Here is a 17,968-nt window from a genome sequence, read left to right as displayed (position 1 = left end):
TCGCGCAGTCCGACCTGCAGGGACTGGACTGGGACCCCAAGCCGCTGAACAACCACTTCTTCGTCACCAACCAGAAGGGCTACAAGGACAACGCCGCCGACATCGGGGCCTTCGACCAGGCCAAGGCAAAGAGCCTGCTGGACGAGGCCGGCTGGAAGCAGGACGGCGAGTTCCGCAAGAAGGGCGGCAAGACCCTGGAGCTGGACTTCGTCATCCCGGCAGCCGTCGCCGTCTCCGCCAACGAGGGCAAGCTGATGCAGCCCATGCTCAAGGCGGTCGGCATCAAGCTCAACATCAAGACGGTGCCCGGCGACGAGTTCTTCGACAAGTACGTCAACATCGGCAACTACGACCTGACGGCCTTCTCCTGGATCGGCACGCCGTTCCCGGTGTCGTCCGCGAAGTCGATCTACGCCAAGCCCGTCGGTGACAACATCCAGCAGAACTACACCGGCATCGGCAGCGACGAGCTCGACGCGGCGATGGACAAGGCCGTCGCCGACACCGACACGACCCAGGCCATCACGGACGCCAACGCGGCCGACGTGCTGGTCTGGCAGCAGGCCAACCTGCTGCCGCTGTACCAGCGCCCCGAAATTTTCGCGGTCAAGAGCAGTCTGGTCAACATCGGCGCCTCCGGCTTCCAGGACGTGCTGTACCAGAACATCGGCTTCCTGAAGTAGGCCCTGCCGTCTCCCGGACGTGTCCGCCCTGCCACCGCCGCGCGGCGGGGCGGACCGTCGTCCCGGCCGGCCCTCGCACCGCAGGTGCGGGACGGACACGGCTCCTTCCGCACGATCAGGGTGCGGGCGGGGGGGAACCTCGGTCCCACAATGTCAGCGGTCGAGCATTTCCCCTGCGGCCCTCAGGATCAGCCTGACGTGATTCCCCCGTCGGGGCCGAGGTCGTGACGGGCCGCCCGCAGCCGTCCAAGGGCACCGCCGGCGGCACTCCTCGCCGGCCCTGCGCCGGCGGTCAGCCGATTCCCACCTGAATGTCGGGTCGTGGGGCGGGGCGACGCCGGCGAAGTGACCGTCACAGATATGGGGACGGCGACCAGGGTGGCCGCTTCGCAGAAAGTTCTATGGGCACAGGAGGGTGGGGTCAGCTGTGCATGGAAGGCCGAACCGTGTCCCAGACCAACACGTCCAGTGGCTCCCGGTGCCCCTGGAGTCTCACGCCGCCGGGCATCACCCCGATGTCGAGGTGCAGCGGCCCGGCTCACCCGAGCCGTCCCCTGGCGCCGGGCCAGGAAGCCTCAGCGCCTCGGGCGAGGGCGCCGGAAGGCAGCCAGGACAGGTAGGACAAGAGCACGTGGCCGCTGAGAGAGGTTCCGCGTCAGCCCTCGGGTCCCGGCTGCTTTTCGAGGACGTGGCCGGATTCTCGATAGGCTCAGCCAAGATGTCGGCCATGGGATGACGCTGCGTCGTGCGAGGAGGACTCGGCGGTTGTGCGATCGTCCGCGCCGATGGCGGGGAGGCGAACCGCTACGCGTGGCAGGAAGCAGCCGACGAGGGGCCCCATGCACAGCGCGATGAGCACGGTTCCGACACCGGCAGTTCCGCCCAGAAGCCAGCCGGCGCCGGCGACGGTGACTTCGATGCCGGTGCGTACCACCGCGATGGGGAGGCGGGTACGCCGGACGAGTCCGGTCATGATGCCGTCGCGGGGGCCAGATCCGAATTGTGCGCCGAGGTAGAGCGCGTCGAAGAACGCCAATGCGACGAGGCCGACCATGAGGTATCCGATCTCGGCGAGTGTCCCTTGGGGGCGGGGGAGCACGGTGGCGGTGGCATCCGCGGCGAAGCCCACGATGGCCACGTTCAGGAGCGTGCCGAGACCGGGCAGCTCGCGCAGGGGGATCCATGCGAGCAGCACCAGCAGGGAGATGAGGTTCGTCGTCCAGCCGAAAGAGATGCCGAGAGCCTTGGCGGTGCCCTCCGTGAGCACATTCCAGCTGGCCGCTCCCAGCCCGGACTCGACGAGCGTCATCACGGCGACCCCGTACCCCACCAGGCCGACCAGAAGCTGGGGGATTCGACGCGACTTCCGGCCCGCGCGAAGTTGGGCAAGTGCGTTCATATGGGTCGTCATCGGTGTCATCGGCTGGTCGTGACGGGCCCGGACGGAGGTGTGCGCAGAGGGAGCGGGAGGTGCCATGGGGCAAGCCTGCAGGGCATCTGGACCTGGATTCCATAGCCAGATTCGTTACGCTGGTTGGGTGAAAGTCTCTTCGCACGTGGTGGCCGGCATGCTGGGCCCCTGGCAGGAGGGCCCCGGTCCCGCGCATCAGCGACTGTCCGACCGGCTGCGGTTGCTGGTGCTGGACGGCCGTCTCCCCCTCGGCTCGGTCCTGCCCAGTGAGCGTGACCTGGCCACCGCTCTGTCCACCAGCAGAACCACCGTCGGCACCGCGTACCGCACTCTGGTCGAGCACGGATACCTTGCCACGCGGGCGCGGGCCAGGGCGGCGGTGCGGCTGCCTCACGACACGCCACCCGAGCGCCGGGCCGGCGCGGACGCGGCGACCATCGACCTGTCCTTCGCCGCGCCGGCCGCTCCCGTCGAGATCCTGCACGCCGCCTTCGCGGCCGCTCTCGAACAGCTGCCGCGGCACTTCGAGCGCCACGGCTACGACCGCAACGGCACCGCGGAGCTGCGCGAGGCCGTGGCTCACTGGTACGAACGGCGGGGGCTGCCCACGGCGCCCGACCACATCCTCATCACCAACGGGGCGCAGCACGCGCTGGCCCTTCTGGCACGAACACTCCTGTCGCCACGGGACCAGGTCCTCATCGACCATCCGACCTACCCGCACGCGATCAGCACGTTCACCGAGGTGCGGGCCCGTCTCCTACCCGTCGCCGTGGCGGCCTCAGGGTGGGACACCGCTCAACTCCAGGCTGCGGGGCGAAGCGCGAGTCTGGCCTACCTGATCCCCGACTTCCACAATCCGACGGGGCTGTGCATGCCCACGAGCGTCCGCCGCGGCCTCGGACTCGCGTGCCCCACGGTCATCGACGAAACCATGACCGACCTGGCCTTGGACGGCGCGAGCCCGGAGCCCTTCGCGGCCCACATGCCGACCGCCATCAGTATCGGCTCGGTCTCCAAGAGCATCTGGGGTGGCCTGCGCATCGGCTGGATCCGCGCAACGCCCTCCCTGCTGCGCCGCGTTCAGCAGACCCGTCACGCCACGGATCTGGGCACCCCTCTCGTCGAGCAGCTCGCCACAGCCGTCCTCCTGAACGAGGAGCGGACCCGGCGGCCCGGCACACTCGATCAACTGAGGGCGCAACGCGACGCACTGCGCCAAGCGCTCTCCGAGCACCTGCCCGACCTCCACGCCCCGCAGCCGGTCGGCGGGTTGACGCTGTGGGCGACCTTTCCCCGGCCCATCAGCTCCCGACTGGCCGCGATCGCCCCCGACTACGGAGTGATCATCGCCGCCGGACCGCGATTCGGGATCGGAGGCGCGTTCGAACGCAACATCCGGCTGCCCTACGTCCTCCCGCCGGGCAAACTGACCCAGGCGATCCGCGGACTCGCCCAGGCGGAACAGGCACTCACGCGAGGTGCGACGGGAGCCCACAGCCCCGCACCCGTTGCATGAGCGTCGGCGCGTGACGCCACGGGTTCGGCCCTGAGTCGTCAGCTCATTCCCGACGCGTCCAGCAAGGCCGTGGCGGTGGCCACGGCCAGCCCGCCCAAGCTCCGGCCTTGAGCCGCGACGCGGCCGCTGGATCCGTCGAAGACGACGGTGAGCTGGTGGGCGAGCAGATCGGCGTCGTGTGCGCCGCCGCGACGGGCCTCCTCGCGGAAGAAGTCGGTGAGCGCGTCTTTGTAGCGCCGGGCGACCACGCTGGCGGGGTGCTCGGGGTTCTTGAGCTCGAACGCGGTGGCCAGGAAGGGGCAGCCGAGGTAGTCCGGTGACGCGGACAGCGACTCCAGCCGGTGGAAGACATGCATGATGCGATCACGCGGCGGCAGGTCGGCCTCGGGAGCGGGCAGCAGCCCGCCGAGGTAGCCGGAACCGGCGCGGTCCAGGCTGGCCGCCAGGACGTCGTCCTTGCTGGTGAAGAGCTGGTACATCGACCGCTTGGAGACTCCGGCCGCCCGGCACAGTGCCTCGACGCCGATGCTGACGCCTTCCCGGTAGAAGAGCACCGCCGCGGCATCGAGGAGCCGCTCGCGGGTCGGTACCGCTACCGCGGTGGATTCGGGCGAGGCAGGTGTGCCGGACGTCATGGGAGGGATCCTACGCCCTGTGTTGCCGGAGTAAAACGATCGGTTTACAGTGGATGAAAACCGATCGGTTTCCGCCGTCGGTCCTCACGCTGGGAGTATCTTCATGACTGCAATCGCAGGTTCGACCGTTCTCGTCACCGGAGGCAGCCGAGGTCTCGGCCGGGCCCTGGTGGAATCCCTGTACGCCCGGGGCGCCAAGAAGGTCTACGCCACCGCCCGCGACCCCCGCACCGTCACCCACACCGGCGCGGTCCCACTGCCGCTGGAGGTCACCGACCCCGCCTCGGTGGCCGCCGTCGCGGCGCAGGCGCAGGACGTCACCATCCTGATCAACAATGCCGCCGGTGCCGTGTCGGCCTCGTTCCTGACCTCCCCGGTGGACGACGTCCGCCGCGAGTTCGACACCAACTTCTACGGCCCCCTGCTGATGACCCGGGCCTTGGCCCCTGTCATCGAGGCCAACGGCGGCGGCCACCTGCTCAACGTGCACTCCGTCCTGTCCTGGGTCGCGCTCTCCGGCTCCTACAGCGCCTCCAAGGCGGCGCTGTGGTCCCAGACCAACTCGCTGCGTCTGGAGTTGAAGCCGCGCGGCATCACCGTCACAGGGCTGCATGTCGGTTACGTGGACACCGACATGGCGGCGCACATCGACGCCCCGAAGTCGTCGCCGGAGAGCGTCGCGGAGCAGGCGCTGGACGGGATCGAATCCGACGCCTACGAGGTGCTGGCCGATGAGCTCACCCGCCAGGTCAAGGCGGGCCTGGCGGCCGACCTCGCCGGTCTGTACCCGCAACTGGCCGCCTGAGCGAGGCGTCCCGCTGCGATGTCTGCCGGCACACCCGGCACGCGCCGAGGCCGGGCCGCCCTGACGGCACAGCCGCTCACGCGGAGCGGCAGATGCGATCCGACCCGTGGTGACGTGGGACTTTCACCATTGGTCTGCAGGGACGCGGCCATCCTTGACCCTGTTCGGCGCCGCCACCGCGCGCGGCCCGGATCACCGACGGAACGGAGATCCGGGCCGCCGTGCGGCGGAGGGGCAGCCGGCCGGCGCAAGCCTCGGGCGTAACCGCCTTCGAGGGGCTCATGGGGCACCCGCTTCACCAACGGGGAGGAGGCCGCCGGCGTCGACTGCGGCCGCGGCCCGATCCGGGGCACTCTCGGGTCCGGGACCGCGATGTGACCGACCGGCTCCTGGAAGGCGTCCGGTCGCCTCGTCCAGCGGTGCCTTGCCACCCGCGGCCTGGAGGTTCGAGCTGATGCGTCACGACGTGCTGATGGCCTACCGGCCGATCCCGCGCGAGCGACTGCTCACGGTCGTGGACGACCTGTTCATGCCCCTCATCGCCGCCGGTCGAGGGCGGACGCCCTCACCCGATCCGGGGCCGGGACGACGGCACGAGCCCGCGGGCCTCGTCATAGCGCAGCGTGACGAGTCGCGCGAGCGCGTCGTGCGTGCCGAGAGGGGCGGAGGTGAGGTCGGCGCCGGAACGGGCGGCGCGGCGGGCGAAGAGCCCAGGGCTCAGGAGGTACGGGGCGACGGCGACGCGGGAGTGGCCCTCGGCGCGGAGAGCGGCGACGGCCTCGGCAGGGGTGGGACCGGCGGCGCAGAGATAGGCGGGGACGACTGCGTGGCCACCGGGGAGGCGGTCGTGCAGCAGTGAGGCCGTCGCCGCGGCGTCCGCGTTGGCGCCGGGATCGCTGGATCCGGCCGCGGCGAGTACGACCGGTCCGTCCCCGGTGCGCCACCCGGCGTCGGCGAGGCGGTCGGCGAGGGCGTCGGCCAGTAGCGCGTCCGGGCCGAGCGCGCGGGCGACGCGGGCGCGCACATGCGCCGCTGCGGCGAGGGCCTCGGGGATGTCGACGCGGACGTGGTACCCGGCGCCGAGCAGCAGCGGAACCAGGACCACCTCGCCGGTGAGGCGCGCCAATGCCTCGGGCAGGGACGGGGAGACGAGGCCGAGGAAGCACCGTTCGACTCGCAGGTCCGGACGGAGCAGCCGCACCTGGGCGACCAGCGCCTCGGCCGACGCGACACCGTCCGCGTCCCGGGTGCCGTGGGCCACGGCGAGCAGCGTCGGCAGCACGGGGCGGGCGGCGGGGAGAACGGGAGGAGCGGCGGCCGTCACGTCGTCGCCAGGCAGTAGCCGCGCTTGGGGACGGTCCTGACCAGGCCGCTGTGCGGGCCGAGCGAGGCCCGCAGGCGGGCGATCGCCGCCTCGACGGCGTGCTCGTCGGTGTCGGAGTCCGCCCAGGCCCGGCGCAGCAGTTCGGCGCGGCTGAGCACCCAGCCCGGCCTCCGCGCCAGCGCGCGCAGCAGCGCGGCGCCCTTCGGCGAGAGCCAGTAGCTCTCCTGGTCGACCAGCAGCGCGCTGCCCTGCAGCACCAAGGTGCGGCCGCCGAGGTGGAGTTCCTGGCGGCCGCGTGAGGGCAGCGTCTCGGTGAGCGTGCGGACCAGAGCGCCGAGGCGGCCGCGCTCGGGCCAGACCGCGGGCAGTCCGGCGTCCAGCAGCGGGCGGGCGCACACCGGGCCGACGCACACCGGCAGCACATCGGCGGACATCGCCTCCAGCACCCGCTCGCGCAGGCCGTCGGCCGCGGCGGTCTCCAGGAAGGCGCTGATCGCGGGCGCGCTGGTGAAGGCCAGCGCGTGGACCTCGCGGCGCGCGGTCTGCTCGACCAGCCGTCGGACCGGGCCCGGGTCCTCCGGCGGCGCCCACCGGTAGACGGGGACCGGGACGACCTGGGCGCCGCGCTCGCGCAGCGCCGCGCCGAACCCGGTGAGCGGCAGGCCGTGTTCCTGCACAGCGATCCGGCGGCCGTCCAATGGCCGGGCCAGCAGCCAGGTCAGCAGTTCATCGGTGGCCTCGCTACGGGGGGAGTAGGACTCGTCCAGCCCGCTGGCGCGGACGGCGCCGGTCGCCTTCGGGCCGCGGGTCAGGACCACGGCGTTCCGGCAGGCGGCGGCGAGTTCGGCCCCGCGGCCCCAGCCGTCGGCGGCGCTCATCCAGCCGCGCCAACCGACGCCGGTGGTCGCCACGACGTAGTCGAGCGGCGCGGTCAGGCACTGCTCGGTCGCCCGGCGCAGCGCGATGTCGTCCTCCAGCGGGAGGATGCGCAGCGCCGGGGCCTCGACCACGCGTGCGCCGCGCCGGGTCAGCAGCGCGACGAGCTCGTCGCGGCGGCGTGCGGCGGTCACGCCGACGGTGAAGCCCGTCAGCGGACCGGCCGGCTCGGTCGGGGTGGGGTTGGCGGAGCCCATGGACGCAGACTCGGGCCACGCTGTTACCGACAGATTGCCCGGCCGTCTCGCCCGCGTTAGACAAAGGCCGTGCCGTGTTACGGCGCATGTCCTCGAGCGCACCCCGTCCGGCCGGCGGCGTGAGGGACGCGTACCCCGGGCGCAACACGGGCGACAAGGCGGTGTAACGCCCCACGGTCAAGGTCGTTGGCATGACGACCACCACTGACACCCACTGCCCGTACTGCTCGCTGCAGTGCGGCATGCGTCTCGCGGCGGTCGACGGTGCCCGGACGCTGGTGGTCGAGCGGCCCGCGTTCCCGGTCAACCAAGGCGCGCTCTGCGGGAAGGGCCAGTCCGCCGCGGCGCTGCTCGGGCCGGCGAGCCGGCTGAGCACACCGCTGGTGCGCGAGCACGGCGAACTGAGGGCGGCGAGCTGGGACGAGGCCCTGGACCGGGCCGCACGCGGCTTCGCGGCGATCCGCGCCGCGCATGGTGCCGACGCGGTCGGTGTCCTGGGGGGCGGCGGACTCACCAACGAGAAGGCGTACCAGCTGGGCAAGTTCGCCCGGGTCGCGCTGGGCACCGCCAACATCGACTACAACGGCCGCTTCTGCATGTCCTCGGCCGCGGCCGCCAACAGGCTCGCCTTCGGCCTGGACCGGGGGCTGCCCTTCCCGCTCGAGGACATCCCGCGCACCGACTGCCTGATCCTGGTCGGTGGAAACCCCGCGGAGACGATGCCGCCAGCGCTGCGCTACTTCCGCGAACTGCGCGAGAACGGCGGCACATTGATCGTCATCGACCCGCGCCGCACCCGCACCGCCGAGCAGGCGGACATCCACCTGCAGCCGTTGCCCGGCAGCGACCTGGCGCTCGCGCTCGGTCTGCTGCACCTGCTCATCGCCGACGGGATGGTCGACACCGCGTTCGTCGAGGCACGCACCACCGGTTTCGGGCAGGCCCGCGCCGCCGCGATGGCCCACTGGCCGGAGCGCGTCGAGCGGATCACCGGCGTCGCGGCGGCGCGACTGCGCGAGGTCGCCCACCGCTTCGGGCGCGCCAGGACCGGCATGGTGCTGACCGGGCGGGGACCGGAGCAGCAGAGCAAGGGCACCGACACCGTCGGCGCGTGGGCCAACCTGTGCCTGGCCTCCGGCAAGGCGGGCCGGCTGTACTCGGGCTACGGCTGTCTGACCGGCCAGGGCAACGGGCAGGGCGGGCGGGAGCACGGCCAGAAGGCCGACCAGCTCCCCGGCTACCGCTCGATCGAGGACCCGGCGGCGCGCCGGCACGTCGCCCACGTCTGGGGCGTGGACCCGGACACCCTCCCGCGCTCCGGCCGTTCGGCCTACGAACTGCTGGACAGCCTCGGTGAGCCGGGGCCGGGCGGCGTTCGCGGGCTGCTGCTGATGGGGTCCAACCCCGTCGTCTCCGCCCCGAACGCGGGCCATGTGACGCACCGGCTGCGCTCGCTGGACCTGCTGGTGGTCAGCGATCTGGTGCTCTCCGAGACGGCACGGCTCGCCGACGTCGTCCTGCCCAGTACCCAGTGGGCGGAGGAGACCGGCACGATGACCAACCTCGAAGGCCGGGTGATACTCCGGCAGAGGGCGGTGGACGCGCCCGAGGGCGTGCGCGGCGACCTGTGGCTGATGCGCGAACTCGCCGAACGGCTCGGCGTCAAGCGTGGGTTCCACGACGATCCGGAGACGGTCTTCGAGGAGCTGCGCCGCGCCTCGGCCGGCGGTCAGGCCGACTACGCGGGCATCAGCTACGAGCGGATCCGCGCCGAGGACGGCGTCTTCTGGCCCTGCCCGGCCGACGGCCACCCCGGCACGCCGCGGCTCTTCCTCGACGCCTTCGCCACGACGGACGGCCGCGCGCGCTTCGCCCCCGTCACCCACCGCCCGGCGGCCGAGGAGCCCGATGACGCGTACCCGCTCCACCTCACCACCGGACGGGTGCTGTCCCAGTACCAGAGCGGCGCCCAGACGCGGCGCGTCGATGCCCTCAACTCCGCCGCGCCGGGGCCGTTCGTGGAGCTGCACCCGATGCTCGCGCGGCGGCTCGGGGTGGCCGAGGGGGAGCTGCTGGCCGTCACCTCCCGGCGCGGGCGGGCGGTCGCACCGGCCCGCATCACCGAGGCGATCCGGCCGGACACGGTGTTCATGCCCTTCCACTGGCCGGGTCCGGGGCGGGCCAACACCCTCACCAACCCGGCCCTGGACCCGACGTCGAAGATGCCTGAGTTCAAGATCTGCGCGGTACGGGTGGAAGCGGTGCGGACCCTGAGCGGTGCGGTCGAGGCCGGCCAGGGGGACCCGTATGAAGGCCCGTGACATCGCTGTCGTCGGAGCCGGGATGGCCGCGGCGCGCTTCGCCGAGCGTTACCACGCCTTCGGTGGCACCGACCGGGTGACCCTCTACGGGGCTGAGGCCCGGGCTCCCTACAACCGGGTGCTTCTCGCCGACGTCCTGACCGGACGCTACGACGCCGAGGCGATCGCCCTGCCGGTCGGCGGTGCCGAACTGCGGCTGGGCCGTGAGGCCGTGGCCGTGGATCTCGACGCGCGCACACTGACCCTGGCCGACGGCCGGAGAGAGGCCTGGGACGCACTCGTCCTCGCCACCGGCGCCAACCCGGTGCTGCCCCCCATCCGCGGCTTGCGGCGTCCTGACGCTGCCCGGCTGCGCGACGGCGTGCACGCCTTGCGCACGCTCGCCGACTGCGCGCGGCTGGCCGAGGACGCCGGCACGGCCCGACGCGCGGTGGTCGTCGGGGGCGGTGTACTCGGCGTCAGCGCCGCCCGGGCGCTGGCGGCACGCGGCCTGGCCGTCGAGATCGTGCACCAGGGACCGCATCTGATCGAGCGCCAGCTCGACGCCGGAGCCGCTGCCGTGCTGCGCGGCGTGCTGCGCCGGCTGGGCGTCGAGGCCTACGTGGGCAACCGCGCCCGCGCGGTCGTGGACACGGGCGGCACCCATCGCTGCGCGGTCGAGCTGGCCAACGGCCACCGCCTCGGGACCGACCTGGTGGTGATCGCCTGCGGTGTCCGGCCGCGCACCGCGCTCGCCCGCACCGCCGGTCTGGACGTCCGTGCCGGCATCGTCGTCGACGACACGCTGGCCGCGTCCGCGCCCCACGTGTACGCCATCGGCGACTGCACCGAGCACCGCGGCGCGGTGCACGGTCTGTCCGGACCGGCCTGGGAACAGGCCGACGTACTTGCCGCACGGCTCTCCGGCGCCGATTCCGGCGCGCTCTACCACGGCTCCCGCCCGCCGGCCAGGCTCAGCGCCGGACCGCTGGAGTACGCCTCCTTCGGCGAGGTCCACCTCGACGCCGAGGGCCTGGCCGCCGATCCCGAACTGGACGTGCTGCGGCTGACCGACGCGACACGCGGCACGTACAAGAAGCTCGTGCTGCGCGGCGAGCGCCTCGTCGGCGCGATCCTCCTCGGCGACCTGGACACCGTGGGCGAACTCACCCTCGCCTATCAGCGCGACGCCCCCATGCCCGACCGGCCCCTGCACCTGCTCACCCCCTACGGAGCCATCCGATGACGCATCGCCAGACGTCCGGCCGGACGTCCCGCCGAGTGAAAGACCTGATCCTGATCGGTCACGGCATGGTCGGCCAGCGCTTCCTGGAGACGCTGGTCGAGCAGCCCGGGGCCGCCGACCGGCGGATCACCGTGCTCGCCGAGGAGCCGCGCCCTGCCTACGACCGGGTCCACCTGACCTCCTGGTTCTCCGGCACCGGCATCGAGGAGCTGTCACTGACCCCGCCCGGCTTCCTGACCCGGTACGGCATCGACCTGCGCCTGGCCGACCCGGCCACCTCGATCGACCGGGCCGCGCGAACCGTCACCACCGCCTCCGGCCAGGTCCTGCACTACGACGAATTGGTGCTGGCCACCGGCTCCTACCCGTTCGTCCCGCCGGTCCCCGGCCATGACGCGGCCGGCTGCCACGTCTACCGGACCGTCCAGGACCTGGAGGCGATCCGTGCCGACGCCGCCGACGCCCGCGTCGGCGTCGTCGTCGGTGGCGGGCTGCTCGGCCTGGAGGCGGCGGGCGCGCTCACCGCGCTCGGCCTGGAGACCCACGTCGTCGAGTTCGCGCCCCGGCTCATGGCCGTCCAGGTCGACGAGGGCGGAGGGCAGCTGCTGCGCCGCAAGGTCGAGGACCTGGGCGTCAACGTGCACACCGGCGCCGGCACCCAGGCCATCGTCACCGGCGACGACGGCCGGGTGCGCGGCATGACCCTGTCCGACGGCCGTGAACTCCCCGCCGACCTGGTCGTCTTCTCAGCCGGTGTGCGGCCGCGCGACCAGCTGGCCCGGGACAGCGGCCTGCCGGTCGGCGATCGCGGTGGCATCGTCGTCGACGAGCGCTGCCGCACCCGCGATCCGCACATCCACGCCATCGGCGAATGCGCGCTGGCCGCAGACGGCAAGGTCTACGGCCTGGTCGCCCCCGGCTACGCGATGGCCGGCACGGCCGCCCGCTCACTCGCCGGCGACCACCGCGACGAGGACGTCTTCACCGGCGCGGACACCTCGACCAAGCTCAAACTGCTCGGCGTCGACGTCGCCAGTTTCGGTGACGCGCACGGCGCGACCGAGGGCGCGCTCGACGTCCTGTACAGCGACAGCCGCTCCGGTGTCTACAAGAAGCTGGTCATCGGCCGCGAGGGGCAGCTGCTCGGCGGCGTGCTGGTCGGCGACACCGAGTCCTACGCGGTGCTGCGCCCGCTGGCGATCGGCGGCAACCCGCTGCAGACGGCCCCGGAACAGCTGGTGCTGCCGGCCGGTCCCGGCCCGGCCGGGCCGGTCGCGCTGCCGGACGAGGCCGTGGTCTGCTCCTGCCACAACGTGAGCAAGGGCGAGATCCGTGCCGCCGTCCAGCAGCGGGGCTGCGCGACCGTCCCGGAGGTCAAGAGGTGCACCAAGGCGGGCACCGGCTGCGGCAGCTGCGTCAAGCTGGTGGGCACCATCGTGACCGAGGAGCTGGAGGCCAGTGGTGTCAGTGTCGACAAGAGCCTCTGCGAGCACTTCGCGCACACCCGCGCGGAGCTGTACGAGATCGTCCGGGTCGCCGGGATCAGCTCCTTCTCCGACCTGATCGACCGACACGGCAGCGGGCAGGGCTGCGACATCTGCAAGCCGGTCGTCGCCTCGATCCTGGCGGGCCTGGACCACGGCCACATCCTCGACGGCGAGCAGGCCGCGCTGCAGGACACCAACGACCACTTCCTGGCCAACCTGCAACGCAACGGTTCCTACTCGGTGGTGCCCCGGATCCCGGGCGGGGAGATCACCCCGGACGGCCTGATCGCGATCGGCGAGATCGCCCGCGACTTCGGCCTCTACACGAAGATCACCGGTGGTCAGCGCATCGACCTCTTCGGCGCCCGTGTCGACCAGCTGCCCCCGATCTGGCGGCGGCTGGTGGACGCGGGCTTCGAGTCCGGCCACGCGTACGGCAAGTCACTGCGCACGGTGAAGTCCTGCGTCGGTGAGACCTGGTGCCGGTACGGAGTGCAGGACTCGGTGGGCCTCGCCATCGAACTGGAGCTGCGCTACCGGGGTCTGCGCTCGCCCCACAAGCTCAAGTCCGCCGTCTCCGGCTGCGCGCGCGAGTGCGCGGAGGCGCAGGGCAAGGACTTCGGCATCATCGCCACCTCCTCCGGCTGGAACCTCTACATCGGCGGCAACGGCGGCATGACGCCGCGTCATGCCGACCTGCTGGCGGCGGACCTGGACCGGGAGACGCTGATCCGGAGCATCGACCGGTTCCTGATGTTCTACATCCGCACCGCCGACCGGCTGGAGCGGACCTCCGTCTGGCTGGACCGCGTCGAGGGCGGCCTGGAGCACGTGCGGGCGGTCGTGATGGACGACTCGCTGGGCATCTGCGCCGAACTGGACGCGCTGATGGCCCGGCACATCGGCGGCTACCAGGACGAGTGGGCCGCCGTGCTGGACGACCCGGAACGCCTGCGCCGCTTCGCCTCCTTCGTCAACGCCCCCGGCACGCCCGACCCCGCGGTGACCTTCATGACCGAACGCGGCCAGATCCGCCCCGCCCGCCCCGGCGAGAACGGGCGGATCCTCGCCCCGGCGCTGGTCGCCGGCCCCCGACTGGAGGTGCGTCCCGCATGAGCGAGGTTGTGGAGATCTTCGACGGCACGGCGTGGACGCCTGCGTGCGCGTACGAGGACTTGATCCCGGGGCGCGGTGTGGCCGTGCTCACCACGGGCGGAGAGCAGGTCGCGCTCTTCCGCGACCGGGCGGGCGAGCTGTACGCCGTCGACAACCGGGACCCGTTCAGCGGCGCCCACGTGCTCTCCCGGGGCATCCTCGGCAGCCGAGGAGACGCGCCGACGCTGGCCTCCCCGATGTACAAGCAGGTCTTCGACCTGCGCGACGGCCGCTGCCTCGACGAGGACCACGCCCCGGACGGCACCCCTGCGGTGCTGCGGGTCTGGCCGGTACGCGCCGCCGCATCCGCGACCTCACGGCCGGCCGGCGCGGGCGTGCGCGAGCCGTAGCACGGCCGAGCGGCGGCGAGGCGACCCGCGAAACCTGCCCCTCCTAGCGTCGTCGAAAGCGAAGTTCCCCCAACCCACCAACGAGCGGGTGACAGCTGATGAGCACTGCCGTCGGAACAGAAGGCGCGACCGGCGAGACAGCCGGGGAGGCGTCCCGGGACACGGTCGCGGAGACAAGCGCGGCGGTCGGGACGGCCCGGCGCCGTGGCATCGCCGACTGGCGTCCGGAGGACGAGGCGTTCTGGGAGGAGGCCGGCGCGCGGATCGCCCGCCGGAACCTGGTCTTCTCGGTCCTGTCCGAGCACATCGGCTTCTCGGTGTGGAGCCTGTGGTCGGTGCTCGTGCTGTTCCTCGGCCCGGAATACCACATCGACGCGGCAGGCAAGTTCACGCTCACCGCACTGCCGACGGCGCTCGGCGCCGTGCTCCGCCTGCCCTACACCTTCGCGGTGGCGAAGTTCGGCGGCCGCAACTGGACCGTGTTCAGCGCGCTGCTGCTGCTGGTCCCGACGGTGCTGGCCGGGATCGTGCTGCGGCCCGGGGTCTCCTACGGGACGCTGCTGGCCGTGGCCTGTCTCGCCGGCGTCGGCGGCGGCAACTTCGCCTCCTCGATGGCGAACATCAACGCCTTCTACCCGCAGCGGCTCAAGGGCTGGGCGCTCGGCGTCAACGCGGGCGGCGGCAACCTCGGCGTCCCGGTCGTGCAGTTGATCGGCCTGCTGGTGCTGGCAACGGCGGGCGCGACCTGGCCGCGGCTGGTACCGCTGGTCTACCTGCCGCTGATCGTGCTCGCCGCGGTGGGCGCGGCGCTGAAGATGGACAACCTGACGTCGATGAGGAACGACAGGCGGGCTCTGCGCGAGGTTGCCAAAGAGCCTCACAGCTGGGTCATGGCGCTGCTCTACATCGGCACCTTCGGCTCGTTCATCGGCTTCGGCTTCGCCTTCGGGCAGGTGCTGCAGGTGCAGTTCCACCAGCAGTTCGACACCCCCGCGAAGGCCGCGTACCTGACCTTCCTCGGTCCCCTGCTGGGGTCGCTGGTGCGGCCGTTCGGCGGGAGGCTGGCGGACCGCTGGGGTGGCGCCAAGGTGACGCTGTGGACCTTCGCCGCGATGGCGGGGGGCGCGAGCCTGGTGCTCGTGGCGTCGCGGCACGACTCGCTGCCGATGTTCCTGGCCGGCTTCGTGGCACTGTTCGTGCTCAGCGGGATCGGCAACGGGTCGACCTACAAGATGATCCCGGCGATTTTCCAGGCCAAGGCGCGGATCGCCGTCGCGGCCGGAGCGGACGCGGGGACCGCGGAGCGGGACTCGCGGCAACGGGCGTCGGCGCTGATCGGGCTGGCCGGCGCGATCGGGGCCTTCGGCGGGGTGCTGGTGAACCTCGCCTTCCGGCAGTCGTTCCTGGCCGGCGGGAGCGGCGACGCGGCGTACGGGGCCTTCCTGGCTGTGTACGCGATGTGCTTCACCGTGACGTGGGCGGTCTACCTGCGGCCCGGGGTGGGACCGATGCGCGGGGTATGAGACCGGCCTCCGACCGCACCCTCCGCGTAGCGCCGCAGCCGTTCCGCCGGCTCACGCTCACGGGTGCCGAGTAGGGTTCGGGGCGTGTTCGAGGCCGAGGAACGAGAGCGGGTCCGGGAGCGTCTGCTGGCTCTCGCGGTCGCGGATCCCGAGGTCGTGGGCGCCGCGGTCACCGGGTCCGAGGCCCTCGGCGCCGCCGATCGCTGGTCCGACCTCGACCTGGCGTTCGCCGTTGACGGCGAACGCGGTCCGGTGCTGGAGCGGTGGACGTCGACGCTGTACGAGGACTTCTCCGCCCGGCACCACTGGGACCTGCCCTCGGGCTCCACGCTCTACCGGGTGTTCCTGCTGCCCGGCTGGCTCGAGGTCGATCTCGCGTTCACCCCGGCCGATGAGTTCGGGCCGCTGGGGCCGGCCTGGCGCACCGTCTTCGGTTCCACCGTCCCCCGCCCGCAGGGCGAACCTCCCGGCCGCAGCCATCTGGTCGGCCTGGCCTGGCACCACGCGCTCCACGCACGCACCTCCATCGAACGCGAACGGTACTGGCAGGCCGAGTACTGGATCAGCGCCGTCCGCGACCAGGTCATCGCACTCGCCTGCCGCCGCCTCGGCCACCCCTCCGGCTACGCCAAGGCAGCCCACCTGCTCCCCGGGGACGTCACCGCCCCGCTCCACGACACGCTCATCCGGTCGCTGGACGACCAGGAACTGCGCCGGGCCCTGGACGCCGTGCTGACCGCGCTGGCAGGCGAACTGGAACGCGCCGACGACGCGCCGGCGGGGTGGCTTCTTCCCATGCTCGCCGAACTTGCCGACGGGTGAGGACGGCTGTGCCGTAACGGCCGGCATCGCGTTCTGGTCGGACTGTGTGAGCACGCAACCCCACTGCCTTCTGGGCACGGCGACGCCACGTCAGGGGCTGCGCCACTGAAGCGCAGATATGACTATTTAAGCCAGATGAGAAATTGCATGGTATTTCATGAGAAGCGGCGTTCTGAGGTGATTCAGCGGTGCCGGGAGGTGAGGATCAGTGCACGCCCGGCCGAACGGCCAGGGCGATGACGGGGCGTCAGCTCCGGTCCGTACGGAAAGGTCTGAACATGATCAACGGGTTGAAGAGGGTCGCGGCCCTGGGCGCGGCGACGGTGGCCCTGGCCGCGAGCGCGATCGCCGGCACGGTCGGCACGGCGTCGGCCGCTCCGCAGGACCACCGGCACCGGCCGCCGGTGGCGTCGCACCACTGCGTGAAGGCGGCGGGTCACTGGGCACGGCAGTGGCACCCGGCGTACCGGGACCGGCACCACCGCTGGCACCCCGGTCAGTGGACCCGCGTCTGGCGCCCCGCCCACCAGCAGTGCCACCGCTGACTCCATAGCTGACGCCGATACCCGCCCGTAGGGGACGGCGACCCGAACCGGAACCGGCCCCGACACACCTCCCTCCGAGGGTGCGTCGGGGCCGGTTCGTCGTGTCGCATCCGCTCTTCGGGCGGTGGGTGCCAGAACCGTGCCTGACCTGTGAGGCGGCGTGTCGGTCCTCGCCGGGCGCCGCGTCGCGTTCAGGAGAACGCGAAGCGAATGCGTCGGCCGTATCAGGCAGTTGAGGCAGCTGACCGGCGTTACGCGGGGTGGAGAACGGGATCGATCTCGGCCAGGCTTTCGTGCAGCTCGCGAGCCCCCAGAGCGACCCGGCCGTCAGGATTCTGCGCCAGTTCCTCGCAGAGCCGCAGCGCGTCGTCGCGTTCGCCGGCGTAGATGGCGAAGACATCGAGGACCGCGGTGTGGATCCAATCGCCGTGACCGGGGTCGGCGACTGCCGGCGCGGAGGCGATTGCCCGCAACCCGGCCTTGTCGACGCGTCGAAGCAAGGCTTGCGCGGTGACCCGGGTGACGAAGGTGTTTTCGCGGTCGGGCACCAGCTCCAGCAGCGGCCCCACGGCCTCCTCCATCTCGGCGAAGCCCGCCAGGCCGTGACCGGCGTCCGCGCGGTCTGCGGAGTCACCGCTTCGCCCGAGCTCACCGAGCGCCACGACAACTGCCCGCCGCAGGGCACTGTCCACCCGCTTGGCCACCCCTCCCACGGATTCCGGCCAACACGGGCAGCGTGCCCTCCAGCTGCCGGGGCGTCTCGGCGCGGGACTCCCTGTCCGAAGCGTCCAGAGCCGTTGATGTGCCTCCGCGAGCGCGCGAGAGCCACCGAAAGTGTGCGAATGCCCAGGTCCCGGCGTCGCCCAGGCTACGGCGTCGTTGCGCCGAGATCACACTCGAAGGTCTTCAACGCGCAATTATGGCAGGCCGGTTAACAAACTTACAAGATCTTTACGTTCCTTCGCCGAGGTGATCAAATCCGTCCGAGCGTCAACGTCTTGGAGGTGCCGTGCGGCCACCCGTTGCACGA

Annotated in this window: 15 protein-coding genes; 10 read left to right on the top strand and 5 right to left on the bottom strand. The window is 72.0% G+C overall.

What is annotated here, in order from left to right; genetic code table 11:
- Positions 1 to 683, top strand: a 683-nt coding sequence (locus PV364_RS39465; protein WP_319665775.1) for an ABC transporter substrate-binding protein, incomplete at its 5' end; no start/stop codon positions are given.
- 709 nt (positions 684 to 1,392) lie between these two features.
- On the opposite strand, the gene PV364_RS39460 is transcribed toward PV364_RS39465, so the two are convergent.
- Complete coding sequence (locus tag PV364_RS39460; protein WP_319665774.1) at positions 1,393 to 2,103, bottom strand: hypothetical protein; 711 nt, start codon at positions 2,101 to 2,103, stop codon at positions 1,393 to 1,395.
- Between the two features lie 118 nt (positions 2,104 to 2,221).
- Here PV364_RS39460 and PV364_RS39455 point away from each other — a divergent pair, with 118 nt between their 5' ends.
- Positions 2,222 to 3,613 carry a PLP-dependent aminotransferase family protein gene (locus PV364_RS39455; RefSeq protein WP_319665773.1) on the top strand — a complete coding sequence of 464 codons (1,392 nt, stop codon included), beginning with the start codon at positions 2,222 to 2,224 and terminating at the stop codon, positions 3,611 to 3,613.
- Positions 3,614 to 3,651: 38 nt separating this feature from the next.
- On the opposite strand, the gene PV364_RS39450 is transcribed toward PV364_RS39455, so the two are convergent.
- On the bottom strand, positions 3,652 to 4,248 hold the full coding sequence (locus PV364_RS39450) for a TetR/AcrR family transcriptional regulator (protein WP_319665772.1): 597 nt from the start codon (positions 4,246 to 4,248) through the stop codon (positions 3,652 to 3,654).
- A gap of 103 nt (positions 4,249 to 4,351) precedes the next feature.
- On the opposite strand from PV364_RS39450, the gene PV364_RS39445 reads away from it, so the two are divergent.
- Positions 4,352 to 5,053, top strand: a complete 702-nt coding sequence (locus PV364_RS39445) for an SDR family oxidoreductase (RefSeq protein WP_319665771.1) — start codon at positions 4,352 to 4,354, stop codon at positions 5,051 to 5,053.
- A gap of 565 nt (positions 5,054 to 5,618) precedes the next feature.
- Here PV364_RS39445 and PV364_RS39440 read toward each other — a convergent pair.
- Positions 5,619 to 6,377, bottom strand: coding sequence for a sirohydrochlorin chelatase (locus PV364_RS39440; protein WP_319665770.1), 759 nt, complete (start codon positions 6,375 to 6,377; stop codon positions 5,619 to 5,621).
- The gene (locus tag PV364_RS39435) at positions 6,374 to 7,510 is read right to left on the bottom strand and encodes a uroporphyrinogen-III synthase (RefSeq protein WP_319665769.1); all 1,137 of its coding nucleotides are present in this window, start codon (positions 7,508 to 7,510) and stop codon (positions 6,374 to 6,376) included. Before PV364_RS39435 ends, PV364_RS39440 begins: the two co-directional genes overlap by 4 nt.
- 191 nt (positions 7,511 to 7,701) lie before the next feature.
- Here PV364_RS39435 and PV364_RS39430 point away from each other — a divergent pair, with 191 nt between their 5' ends.
- The 7 genes from PV364_RS39430 to PV364_RS39400 all read left to right on the top strand — a co-directional run bounded on the left by PV364_RS39430 (position 7,702) and on the right by PV364_RS39400 (position 16,938).
- On the top strand, positions 7,702 to 9,831 hold the full coding sequence (locus PV364_RS39430) for a molybdopterin oxidoreductase family protein (protein ID WP_319665768.1): 2,130 nt from the start codon (positions 7,702 to 7,704) through the stop codon (positions 9,829 to 9,831).
- Complete coding sequence (locus PV364_RS39425) at positions 9,818 to 11,056, top strand: NAD(P)/FAD-dependent oxidoreductase (RefSeq protein ID WP_319665767.1); 1,239 nt, start codon at positions 9,818 to 9,820, stop codon at positions 11,054 to 11,056. Before PV364_RS39430 ends, PV364_RS39425 begins: the two co-directional genes overlap by 14 nt.
- A complete protein-coding gene (gene nirB, locus PV364_RS39420) occupies positions 11,053 to 13,659 on the top strand; it encodes a nitrite reductase large subunit NirB (RefSeq protein WP_319665766.1) in 2,607 nt (868 codons plus the stop codon). Before PV364_RS39425 ends, nirB begins: the two co-directional genes overlap by 4 nt.
- Positions 13,656 to 14,048 (top strand): nitrite reductase small subunit NirD, encoded by a 393-nt coding sequence (gene nirD / locus PV364_RS39415; RefSeq protein ID WP_319665765.1) that lies wholly within the window; start codon positions 13,656 to 13,658, stop codon positions 14,046 to 14,048. The genes nirB and nirD overlap by 4 nt, the downstream gene beginning before the upstream one ends.
- Positions 14,049 to 14,146: 98 nt before the next feature.
- Positions 14,147 to 15,571 carry a nitrate/nitrite transporter gene (locus PV364_RS39410; RefSeq protein ID WP_319665764.1) on the top strand — a complete coding sequence of 475 codons (1,425 nt, stop codon included), beginning with the start codon at positions 14,147 to 14,149 and terminating at the stop codon, positions 15,569 to 15,571.
- A gap of 84 nt (positions 15,572 to 15,655) precedes the next feature.
- Positions 15,656 to 16,393, top strand: coding sequence for a hypothetical protein (locus PV364_RS39405; protein WP_319665763.1), 738 nt, complete (start codon positions 15,656 to 15,658; stop codon positions 16,391 to 16,393).
- Positions 16,394 to 16,671: 278 nt separating this feature from the next.
- A complete protein-coding gene (locus PV364_RS39400) occupies positions 16,672 to 16,938 on the top strand; it encodes a hypothetical protein (RefSeq protein ID WP_319665762.1) in 267 nt (88 codons plus the stop codon).
- Positions 16,939 to 17,189: 251 nt separating this feature from the next.
- Here PV364_RS39400 and PV364_RS39395 read toward each other — a convergent pair whose 3' ends face one another.
- Positions 17,190 to 17,642: a hypothetical protein gene (locus PV364_RS39395; protein ID WP_319665761.1), complete on the bottom strand. Its 453-nt coding sequence runs from the start codon at positions 17,640 to 17,642 to the stop codon at positions 17,190 to 17,192.
- Positions 17,643 to 17,968 lie beyond the last annotated feature (326 nt).

Source organism: Streptomyces sp. MI02-7b (assembly GCF_033793585.1).
In the GTDB taxonomy this organism is placed as follows: domain Bacteria; phylum Actinomycetota; class Actinomycetes; order Streptomycetales; family Streptomycetaceae; genus Actinacidiphila.
This window is presented reverse-complemented; position numbering and strand designations above follow the sequence as displayed.

Bases quoted from the DNA above. Each gene is read 5' to 3' on its own strand.
- nirD (WP_319665765.1), top strand. From the start codon at position 13,656: ATGAGCGAGGTTGTGGAGATCTTCGACGGCACGGCGTGGACGCCTGCG.
- PV364_RS39435 (WP_319665769.1), bottom strand. From the start codon at position 7,510: ATGGGCTCCGCCAACCCCACCCCGACCGAGCCGGCCGGTCCGCTGACG.
- PV364_RS39460 (WP_319665774.1), bottom strand. From the start codon at position 2,103: ATGACACCGATGACGACCCATATGAACGCACTTGCCCAACTTCGCGCG.
- PV364_RS39450 (WP_319665772.1), bottom strand. From the start codon at position 4,248: ATGACGTCCGGCACACCTGCCTCGCCCGAATCCACCGCGGTAGCGGTA.
- PV364_RS39430 (WP_319665768.1), top strand. From the start codon at position 7,702: ATGACGACCACCACTGACACCCACTGCCCGTACTGCTCGCTGCAGTGC.
- PV364_RS39410 (WP_319665764.1), top strand. From the start codon at position 14,147: ATGAGCACTGCCGTCGGAACAGAAGGCGCGACCGGCGAGACAGCCGGG.
- nirB (WP_319665766.1), top strand. From the start codon at position 11,053: ATGACGCATCGCCAGACGTCCGGCCGGACGTCCCGCCGAGTGAAAGAC.
- PV364_RS39400 (WP_319665762.1), top strand. From the start codon at position 16,672: ATGATCAACGGGTTGAAGAGGGTCGCGGCCCTGGGCGCGGCGACGGTG.
- PV364_RS39445 (WP_319665771.1), top strand. From the start codon at position 4,352: ATGACTGCAATCGCAGGTTCGACCGTTCTCGTCACCGGAGGCAGCCGA.
- PV364_RS39425 (WP_319665767.1), top strand. From the start codon at position 9,818: ATGAAGGCCCGTGACATCGCTGTCGTCGGAGCCGGGATGGCCGCGGCG.